Annotated in this window: 10 protein-coding genes; all 10 read left to right on the top strand. The window is 34.8% G+C overall.

Annotation, left to right across the window (positions count from 1 at the left end; translation table 11 throughout):
- Positions 1–136, top strand: a 136-nt coding sequence (locus QM956_RS04305) for a CPBP family glutamic-type intramembrane protease (RefSeq protein ID WP_414302258.1), incomplete at its 5' end; no start/stop codon positions are given.
- Positions 137–358: 222 nt separating this feature from the next.
- Positions 359–622, top strand: coding sequence for a hypothetical protein (locus tag QM956_RS04300; protein ID WP_247933224.1), 264 nt, complete (start codon positions 359–361; stop codon positions 620–622).
- 32 nt (positions 623–654) lie between these two features.
- A complete protein-coding gene (locus tag QM956_RS04295; RefSeq protein WP_247933225.1) occupies positions 655–1,248 on the top strand; it encodes an ATP-binding cassette domain-containing protein in 594 nt (197 codons plus the stop codon).
- Positions 1,245–2,429: a hypothetical protein gene (locus QM956_RS04290; protein WP_247933226.1), complete on the top strand. Its 1,185-nt coding sequence runs from the start codon at positions 1,245–1,247 to the stop codon at positions 2,427–2,429. Before QM956_RS04295 ends, QM956_RS04290 begins: the two co-directional genes overlap by 4 nt.
- A gap of 501 nt (positions 2,430–2,930) precedes the next feature.
- Positions 2,931–3,896 (top strand): DUF4365 domain-containing protein, encoded by a 966-nt coding sequence (locus QM956_RS04285; protein WP_247933227.1) that lies wholly within the window; start codon positions 2,931–2,933, stop codon positions 3,894–3,896.
- A 12-nt stretch (positions 3,897–3,908) separates the two neighbouring features.
- Positions 3,909–4,349 carry a hypothetical protein gene (locus tag QM956_RS04280; protein ID WP_247933228.1) on the top strand — a complete coding sequence of 147 codons (441 nt, stop codon included), beginning with the start codon at positions 3,909–3,911 and terminating at the stop codon, positions 4,347–4,349.
- Between the two features lie 263 nt (positions 4,350–4,612).
- Positions 4,613–4,999: a hypothetical protein gene (locus QM956_RS04275; RefSeq protein ID WP_247933229.1), complete on the top strand. Its 387-nt coding sequence runs from the start codon at positions 4,613–4,615 to the stop codon at positions 4,997–4,999.
- Between the two features lie 766 nt (positions 5,000–5,765).
- The gene (locus QM956_RS04270; RefSeq protein WP_084953958.1) at positions 5,766–6,065 is read left to right on the top strand and encodes a hypothetical protein; all 300 of its coding nucleotides are present in this window, start codon (positions 5,766–5,768) and stop codon (positions 6,063–6,065) included.
- The gene (locus QM956_RS04265; RefSeq protein WP_261013567.1) at positions 6,055–6,543 is read left to right on the top strand and encodes a hypothetical protein; all 489 of its coding nucleotides are present in this window, start codon (positions 6,055–6,057) and stop codon (positions 6,541–6,543) included. The genes QM956_RS04270 and QM956_RS04265 overlap by 11 nt, the downstream gene beginning before the upstream one ends.
- Positions 6,543–8,420 (top strand): VirD4-like conjugal transfer protein, CD1115 family, encoded by a 1,878-nt coding sequence (locus tag QM956_RS04260; protein ID WP_261126185.1) that lies wholly within the window; start codon positions 6,543–6,545, stop codon positions 8,418–8,420. Before QM956_RS04265 ends, QM956_RS04260 begins: the two co-directional genes overlap by 1 nt.

Raw genomic sequence — 8,420 nt, 5'->3', positions numbered from 1 at the left:
AACCATTCTAGCTTGGTGTTTATATGTTTCACTTGGGATGTTTTTAGGGATGGTGCGCTATAAATCTGACTTATGGGGAAGTATGGGTTTACATTTGGTGTGGAACCTACTAGTTTATAGTTTGCTGTTTTTTTAAAATAGGTGACCTGATTTATTTAGGTAGCTTCTAAAACTAACTTCCAGTTCCCCACAATCCATCCTCTTTTTTGGACAGTTGCTACAGACAATGGGAGTTACTTTGAGAAGTTACAAATGTTATATATTATTAAAATAAATCCAAAAAACTATTGCATAACAGATAAAAAAATGATATAATTAAAGCGCTTTCGAAAGTAAATATATTAGTGAGGTGAAAACCATGAAAAAATCAGCAATAGTCGTTTTATTAGCTAGTTTGTTATCTATTGGTCTTTTTCAGTCTAGTGTATCTGCTAAAAGCGTTCTTAAAAGTTATCGGTATGATTATAATCCCTACTATGGCTATAGTATGAATTTCCATGGATATAGATATAAGGACATTCCGGAATGGTCTCATTATTACAGCTATTCTGAGTATAAAGTTGGCGGAGGCTGGAACTATGCTCGTTATGAGGTACTAAACCTCTACAGCGGAGGCTATTAATCCTTAAAGAGTGATGAAAAGGAGGGCTGGATATGTTAAGGCTTACTCATGTTACCTTAAAAACGCGACAAGTCATCTTGCAAGATGCGGATTTCACATTTAAAAAGGGTAGGATTTATGGAGTTCTTGCTATCAATGGATCGGGAAAGACGACACTGTTCCGAGCTATGAGCAAGCTGCTTCTCCTTAGTAGTGGACATATCGCAGTTCCTCCTTCTTTATTTTATTATGAAAGTGTTGAATGGCTGGATGGAAACTTAAGTGGGATGGATTACCTTCGTCTTATCAAAAACATCTGGAAGTCAGACCTGAACTTGAGGGATGAAATCGCCTACTGGGAAATGTCTGATTATATCAGCCTTCCCATTCGCAAGTATTCCTTAGGTATGAAGCAACGCTTGGTGATTGCCATGTACTTCCTCAGTCAAGCGAAATGCTGGCTCATGGATGAGATTACAAATGGCTTAGATGAGTATTATCGGAAGAAATTTTTTAATAGGCTGGCAGAAATCGATAGACAAGAACAGCTGGTTCTTTTGAGTTCCCACTACAAAGAGGAGTTAGTGGAGATTTGCGATAGCATGGTAACCATTCATCAGGGGAAGATAGAAGAGGTTCCGTTATGAAATATATTAGCCTATTTTTGTTAAAGAAAGTTTTCAAAAGTCGCTTAAACTGGATTATCTTATTTTTATTTGCATCTGTACTCGGTGTTACCTTTTATTTCAATAGTCAGACTGCAAACTCAGTCAGCTTGGAGACTAGGTTGGATGCCCATCTTGTAGCGAATGAGAGAGCTATCAATGAAAATGAAGCGAAACTCTCTCAAATGTCTGATACCAGCTCGGAAGAATACCAGTTTGCAAAAAGTAATTTAGACTTGCAAAAAAATCTTTTGAAGCGAAAGACAGAAATTCTGACTTTATTAAAAGAAGGGCGCTGGAAAGAAGCCTACTATTTGCAGTGGCAAGATGAAGAGAAGAATTATGAAGTTATGTCAAATGAACCGACTTCTAACTCTGAATTAAAAATGGCGGTTGACCGCCAACGAAAGATTTACCAAGCCCTGTATCCCTTGAACATAAAAGCGCACAATTTAGATTATCCGACCCACGGGATTGATCAGATTGTCTGGATTTTAGAGGTTATCATCCCAAGCTTGTTTGTGATTACTATTATTTTTATGTTGACACAACTGTTCGCAGAAAGATATCAAAATAATCTCGATATAGCTCAGTTATATCCTTTTTCAAAAGTGACATTTGCCATGTCCTCTCTTGGAGTTGGGATGAGTTATGTAACCGTGCTGTTTATCGGAATCTGTGGATTTTCTTTTTTAGCGGGAAGTCTGATAAGTGGTTTTGGACAGTTAGATTATCCCTACCCAATCTATAGCTTAACGAATCAAGAGGTAACTATTGGAAAAATACAGGATGTGTTATTTCCTAGCTTGCTCTTAGCTTTCTTAGCCTTTATCGTCATTGTGGAAGTCGTCTACTTGATTGCTTACTTTTTCAAGCAAAAAATGCCTGTTCTCTTCCTTTCCCTCATTGGGATTGTTGGCTTATTGTTTGGTATCCAAACGATCCAGCCTCTTCAGAGGATTGCACATCTGATTCCCTTTACTTACTTGCGTTCAGTAGAGATTTTATCTGGAAGATTGCCTAAGCAAATTGATAATGTCAATCTAAATTGGAGCATGGGGCTGGTCTTACTTCCTTGCTTGATTATCCTTTTGTTAGTGGGGATTCTATTTATCGAAAGATGGGGAAGTGCGCGTAAAAAGGAAGGTTTTAATAGGTCTTAGCATTCCTATAGGGAAGGTGAGGAAGAAACTAAGGTTCTTTGTCAACTGTAGTGGGAGTGAAAAGCTATATATGAGAGAGCAATAGGTGTTCTCTCTTTCTTTATGTTCAAAGATATGAGGATCTTGCTCTTGAATTCTTAAAGTTTCAAAGATTAATTTATCTAAAGCTGATATTATTGAACGTGAAAAGTCTATAAATAACTATATATTTGAAATATTTTTTAAAGATGACGGCATATTGCTGAGGGAAAAATTTAGTGAATATTTCGCAGATTTTTAGTAAGAGAATTGATATTGAAAAAATATTGTTTCTTTAAAGGATGAGTCACCCATTTACGGTGAATCAATAATTTATATTGCTATCAAGTAACAGATTTAAACTATAATTGTTGTTCAACTGATGTAGTAAGTTGTTTGAATTTTACATATGATAGTACAAGTAACTATTAAAATTATTTATGTTACAAAATTTATTGAAAAATAGAAACGGCAAGGAGTAAGATGGCAAGTAGAACTGAAAGATTGGGAGTCAATTATTGTGCGTTGACTGCTGAACGTAATAATTGGATGTTTAGAGAACAGTCAACTAATGATATTGGTATAGATGCCCATATGGAATTTGTTGAGAATGATAAACCAAGACAACTTTGTGCTTTACAAATAAAGTCTGGTCCAAGTTGGTTTCAGGAGAAAAAAGATGGCTATATCTTCTTTAGAAATATTAATGAGAGACAGTACAATTATTGGACTATGAATTCTCTACCATGCATAGTTGTTTTATATAATCCTGAAGACGATATGTGTATATGGCAAGAATTAACTACAGAAACAATTATACGGACTAAAGATGGAGCAGGTAAAGGATTCTATGTAAAAATCCCTATAAATCAGTATTTTTTGGACTCATCATCAAATGAAAAACTCCTTAAGTATACAAATTTACCGCATGATATTCAAAATTATAACTTTCTATTATCTCAGAAAAAATTTATGGAAATAATACAAAATGGTGGTGAGGTTAAACTACATTCAACAGAGTGGGTTAATAAGTCTAGTGGTAAAGGGGATACTAAGTTAATTGTTAATGATGGTCAAGAAACTAAAGAGTATTCCTACCCTTATTGGTTTCCGTTTACACCATATACCGATGTTTTTCCACGATTGTTTCCATGGGCAGATTTTTCTGTTGATGAAGAATTCATTGAAGAAAGTGATTCTGAATTGTGGAAACAACTCCATTGTTGGTATGATAGTGAGATAGATGAATGGATAGAAGTAGGTGATACATTTGAGCAATTTCGCAAAAAATTACCCCCTATACGATATATTGATCATTCTGGTGAAATTGCAGAATATATGTTGATTCTCAGTTTGAATGAATTGGGGAAATCGTTCTTAGAGGTAGATAGATTTATATCTGAAACCCGACTATACACCAAAGCAAGACCAGAATTAAAAGATAAATAAAGGAGCATTAACATGAAAAAACTTAGACTTAATAGTGGTATGAAAGCAGAGAAAACTATAGATAGTTATAGATTGAATCCTACTGAGAATTATGTTATTAATTTGGAAGATGAAATGGAATTTGCAATATCTACAATGCAAGCAATTCATATGTTTGGTTTTCCCCCAGCATTTAAAAATTGGCATGCTTGGCTATTTGAGAATGGTTTTAGTATAGAAACACCAAATCCAACAAATGAATTTGTAGCAAAGTTTTATGGAAGAAAACCTCTTTGGAAAACTCCATATTCAATGGGGATAGTTGTAAAAGCAGAGGAAGATGATGATTACTACATTGTTATGGAATGCAGTAGTAAAAATACAGGTTTCGAACACACTCAAATTCTTCTTACTATGGGTGGTTGTATGCAAGAAGATTACACCCACTTGATGTTTGGATTTCCTGAAAAATAATAATCTGTCAGTAAGTTACAGTTTGCTTTATGGATGGAGCTGAAGTCGTATTATAAAACTCTAAAAGTATAGATAAATTCTCTGTTTTTGGTATATAATAGAGTTCAAGAGAGAAGATTAGTTATCATGGAGAACGTGTTACAATGGAATATTCTTATTGAAAAAGAATTTATGCTTTGAAAGAATTGTATAAATCGATATGTGGTTTAGTAGTCCAAACTGGGACTTTCATAAGTAATTAATAGTGCAGAGGTATTAACAATATGAAAATTGAGATAAGGTCTCTAAGTTTTGATAAAGTCAAAGATAAGTATGATTATTTATTGAAGGAAATTGATAAACTTCCCGAAAATGATAAGGAAATAATATTAGACTTTAGTTTTCTTAGGTGGGCGGAACCGATTGCAATGATATATTTTGGTTATCAATTTAGAAAAATTATTGAAGGACGGGAAGGAATAGTAGTTTCTATCATTGAAGGTACTGGAAAAAATAGTGGTTACTATGGATGGATGGGCTTATTTAAATATTTTGTTCCACATGCTACTGAATGTAAAAATACTGGTCATGTTAAAGGAAATAATACCTATATCCCCATAACAAATATAAATGTAATGATGAAGATAAGATATAGTAAAAGTCGTTATTAACTTTTAAAAAATATAAATAAGAATGGTAGAGCATACTCCACCATTCTTATTTATATTTTTCAATTCGAGGAAAGTTATTTTCAAACTTATATTGAGCCAGCTAATATTAGTTTACATAGCCACAAGATTTAGAATTCTAAGGTAAATTTTATAATCATATTTGTATTTTTGCTAACAAGTACATAATCCTAAAGATTAGCAGTATTTCATACGGTAAAGCAGATATATCTGAATCCGTAAAAGCAGTTCAATCTTGTACTGCTTTTTTCTTTTACGACTTACTCTGTTTGGTTTCATGAGCAAGCCCTCAAAGTGAACTAATAACAAATCATGAAAAGTCATAGTAATGGAAGTAGACCGAATTGCTGAACCATTAAATGAGTATCTCTCGAAGTAGAAGCGTCTTTTTTGACTTTTATTCTGATAGAATGGTAGTTTAAAAATGTAAATGATAGCTACTGTTCATAAAACATAGAAGGTATGTACGGTGTTGTGAGAGGAGCTAGAAATTAGCACTTACCTGATTATTCCAACAACCCCAAAAATGTGATAAAAATTTCAACTACTCTTATCTATAATAAAGTTACCTGTTCTTTGAAAATTGAATCCACTCCGTCTTGATTAGCGTGCCTGTGTAAGTAGGGACTGAGAGTATTCCCCTGTGAAGGGCAACTGGCACAAGACGTGTGTGAGAATTTTCTAACAGACACGGAGTTTATCGTTACCAGACTCAAACGATGCGACAAACTAGATAAAGGAGTTAATCATGAAGATAGTAAACTTGTATGATTTGAAACAAATGGGAAATAAAGGTGGTTGTACCATCCAATTGATTCATCACTTTCCCTTTGGTATGGGCTTAGGACATCTCAAAAAAGACTACATTGAATTTAAACGTGTAGGTATTTTTGATGGGAAGACAGTAGAAGTCACTCTTCGAGAACCTTATTCGAGAGATTTACTGCAGGTTGTCAAGTCAATTAAGCAACATCAGAAATTGATAGCTTATCGCTATAAAGAAGGAAAACTGCTATTTGTGAAGAAGGAGGCATCAGATGTCTTCTGAACAACAGGAACGAATGGCAGTTCAATATGCAGAGCGTAGTCTTTTATTTACTGTAAGAAGTCTATTAAAGATTCTAGAATGGTCTAGACGTCAGGCTTTAGCACAAGATTCCGCCTATAAGATAGGGGTACAGAAATTAGAAGAATTGCTACAATCTCCCTATGCGATTGATACGATTAATCTGAAAAAAGATTTTTTAGACAAACCAATTGATATAGAGAAGTTTAAAGCTTTTTTAGAAAAAGAAGAGATTCCTTTAGCCATTGCTTGGCAAGGGGATTCTCTACATTTCTACACGAAAGACCGTTCAATTCTAGACAATCATTTAGACCATCTGTTAGAAAAAATGGTTAATGATCCGGAGAAATTAGCTGATTTTACCATGGATAAGTCATTAGACGATGCAATTGATGAGGCTAAATCCCAAATTACCTTTGCACAAGAAGGAGCCGTCAAACAGAAAGAGATGGTGAGATGATGTACAGTGGAAAGAAATTCCTATTATTCTCACTGTTAGGTATCTTACTAGGCTATCTTTTCCATCGTTTGACGCTTTTGTATGATTCCTATACTGGAAATACCTTAGATAAATGGACTCATCTTCTGATGGAAGGTCAAGATGAAGTTCTCCAGTCGCCATGGAATGTTTCTTTTACTGGAAAATCAAGTGCTTTTTTTCTACTAGGCTTTGTGATGATGTTGCTGGTTTATCTCTATTTAGAGACTGGCAAAAAACAATACCGAGAAGGGGTAGAATATGGGAGCGCCCGTTTTGGAACTCTTAAAGAAAAGAAGCTCTTTTACGGTAAGGAATTTTCTCATGATACGATCTTAGCACAAGATGTTCGTCTGACATTATTAGATAAAAAACCACCCCAATATGATAGAAATAAGAATATTGCGGTGATCGGAGGTTCAGGAAGTGGGAAGACATTTCGCTTTGTGAAACCCAATCTGATTCAGATGAATAGTTCCAATATTGTCGTGGATCCTAAAGATCACTTGGCCGAGAAAACAGGCAAACTCTTTTTAGAACATGGCTACCAAGTAAAGGTGTTAGATTTAGTCAATATGAAGAACTCAGATGGCTTCAATCCTTTTCGCTATATAGAGACAGAAAATGATTTGAATCGCATGCTGACGGTTTATTTCAATAACACCAAAGGCTCTGGCTCTCGTAGTGATCCATTTTGGGATGAAGCTTCTATGACTTTAGTTCGTGCCTTAGCCTCTTACTTGGTCGATTTCTATAACCCACCCAAAACAAGAGAACAGCTCATAGAAGAAAGTCGTTTAAGTCAAAAGGAATATCAAAACTTGTTGAAACGTCAAAAAAAAGAAGTGGAAGAGCGAAAAAAACGAGGGCGTTATCCAAGTTTTGCTGAAATCTCAAAACTCATTAAACACTTATCCAAGGGTGAAAACCAAGAAAAAAGTGTCTTAGAAATTCTATTTGAAAATTATGCTAAAAAGTATGGAACTGAAAATTTTACCATGCGAAATTGGGCAGATTTTCAAAATTATAAGGATAAGACTCTGGATTCTGTTATAGCTGTAACCACTGCTAAATTTGCCCTCTTCAATATTCAAAGTGTCATGGATTTAACCAAAAAAGATACCCTTGATATGAAGACATGGGGCCAGGAAAAATCAATGGTTTACTTAGTTATCCCAGATAACGATAGTACCTTTCGCTTTCTTTCAGCCCTCTTTTTTTCAACCGTATTTCAAACCCTAACAAGACAAGCAGATATTGATTTTAAGGGACAATTACCTCTTCATGTGAGAGTCTATTTAGATGAGTTCGCAAATATCGGAGAAATTCCAGATTTTGCTGAACAAACCTCAACAGTCCGTTCACGGAATATGAGTCTCGTTCCCATTCTACAAAATATTGCCCAACTTCAAGGGCTCTATAAAGAAAAAGAGGCTTGGAAAACTATTTTGGGGAACTGTGATAGCTTAGTCTACTTAGGTGGTAATGATGAAGATACCTTTAAATTTATGAGTGGATTACTCGGTAAACAAACCATTGATGTTCGAAATACTAGTCGTTCCTTTGGCCAGACAGGTTCAGGATCCCTTTCTCATCAAAAGATTGCTCGTGATTTAATGACACCAGATGAGGTCGGAAATATGAAACGGCATGAATGCTTGGTTCGAATTGCTAATATGCCTGTCTTTAAAAGCAAAAAATACAATTCAACCAAGCATCCAAACTGGAAGTACCTAGCCAATCAAGAAACCGATGAACGGTGGTGGAACTATCAAATCAATCCTTTGAATCAAAGACAAGAAAATCATCTTGAAGGCCTTAGAATTCGTGATTTAACTTTTGAATCTAGTTTAAAATAA

Origin of the sequence: Streptococcus mitis, from assembly GCF_047460035.1 — a bacterium.
Taxonomy (GTDB): Bacteria; Bacillota; Bacilli; order Lactobacillales; family Streptococcaceae; genus Streptococcus; species Streptococcus mitis_DW.
Note: the sequence above shows the minus strand (reverse complement) of the source record. Positions and strands in the feature narration are given on the sequence as shown.

Bases quoted from the DNA above. Each gene is read 5' to 3' on its own strand.
- QM956_RS04300 (WP_247933224.1), top strand. From the start codon at position 359: ATGAAAAAATCAGCAATAGTCGTTTTATTAGCTAGTTTGTTATCTATT.
- QM956_RS04295 (WP_247933225.1), top strand. From the start codon at position 655: ATGTTAAGGCTTACTCATGTTACCTTAAAAACGCGACAAGTCATCTTG.
- QM956_RS04290 (WP_247933226.1), top strand. From the start codon at position 1,245: ATGAAATATATTAGCCTATTTTTGTTAAAGAAAGTTTTCAAAAGTCGC.
- QM956_RS04285 (WP_247933227.1), top strand. From the start codon at position 2,931: ATGGCAAGTAGAACTGAAAGATTGGGAGTCAATTATTGTGCGTTGACT.
- QM956_RS04280 (WP_247933228.1), top strand. From the start codon at position 3,909: ATGAAAAAACTTAGACTTAATAGTGGTATGAAAGCAGAGAAAACTATA.
- QM956_RS04275 (WP_247933229.1), top strand. From the start codon at position 4,613: ATGAAAATTGAGATAAGGTCTCTAAGTTTTGATAAAGTCAAAGATAAG.
- QM956_RS04270 (WP_084953958.1), top strand. From the start codon at position 5,766: ATGAAGATAGTAAACTTGTATGATTTGAAACAAATGGGAAATAAAGGT.
- QM956_RS04265 (WP_261013567.1), top strand. From the start codon at position 6,055: ATGTCTTCTGAACAACAGGAACGAATGGCAGTTCAATATGCAGAGCGT.
- QM956_RS04260 (WP_261126185.1), top strand. From the start codon at position 6,543: ATGTACAGTGGAAAGAAATTCCTATTATTCTCACTGTTAGGTATCTTA.